Consider the following 561-nt stretch of genomic DNA (forward strand, 5'->3'; position numbering starts at 1 on the left):
TCATCATCCAGGCGGCCCTCACGCACCCGGACATGGTCGCGATGCTGGGCCACAACGTGTCCCGGGTGTTCATGATGGTGTTTGGCGTCGGCGCCGGGCTCGCCGGGCTCGCCGGCGTCATCGCGGGGCCGGCCCTCGTCACCCAGCCGTCCATGGCGGCGCTGCTTGGGCCGATCCTGTTCGTGGTGATCGTGGTCGGCGGCCTTGGTTCGCTTGGCGGCGCGTTTGTCGCTTCGCTGCTCATCGGCCTGATCCAGACGTTCGCGGTCGCCATCAATGTCTCGCTCGCCGATGTCATTGGCCCCACGGCGGCGGGGATATTTGGCGAACTCGGCCGCGCGCCGCTCGCCCAGATCGCGCCTGTCCTGCCCTATCTCCTGCTTGTGCTTGTGCTCATCCTCAAGCCCACCGGACTGTTCGGGACGCGTGAATCATGACCGGCATGCGCTACCTTATCTGTTTCGCCGCGGTTGCCGTCGCGCTGCTGATCGCGCCGGTGGTGTTTCCGTCGAGCGTGGCGATCACCACCATGAGCCTGATGGGCGTGATGATCATCTTCGC

General features: G+C 66.1%; 1 protein-coding gene. It reads left to right on the forward strand.

The genetic code is table 11. The features are described from left to right. A partial coding sequence (locus AC4FS3_RS29260; RefSeq protein WP_491023457.1) for an ABC transporter permease subunit occupies positions 1-437 on the forward strand: 437 nt, incomplete at its 5' end. Positions 438-561 lie beyond the last annotated feature (124 nt).

This window comes from Pseudogemmobacter sp. TB195, from assembly GCF_058313095.1.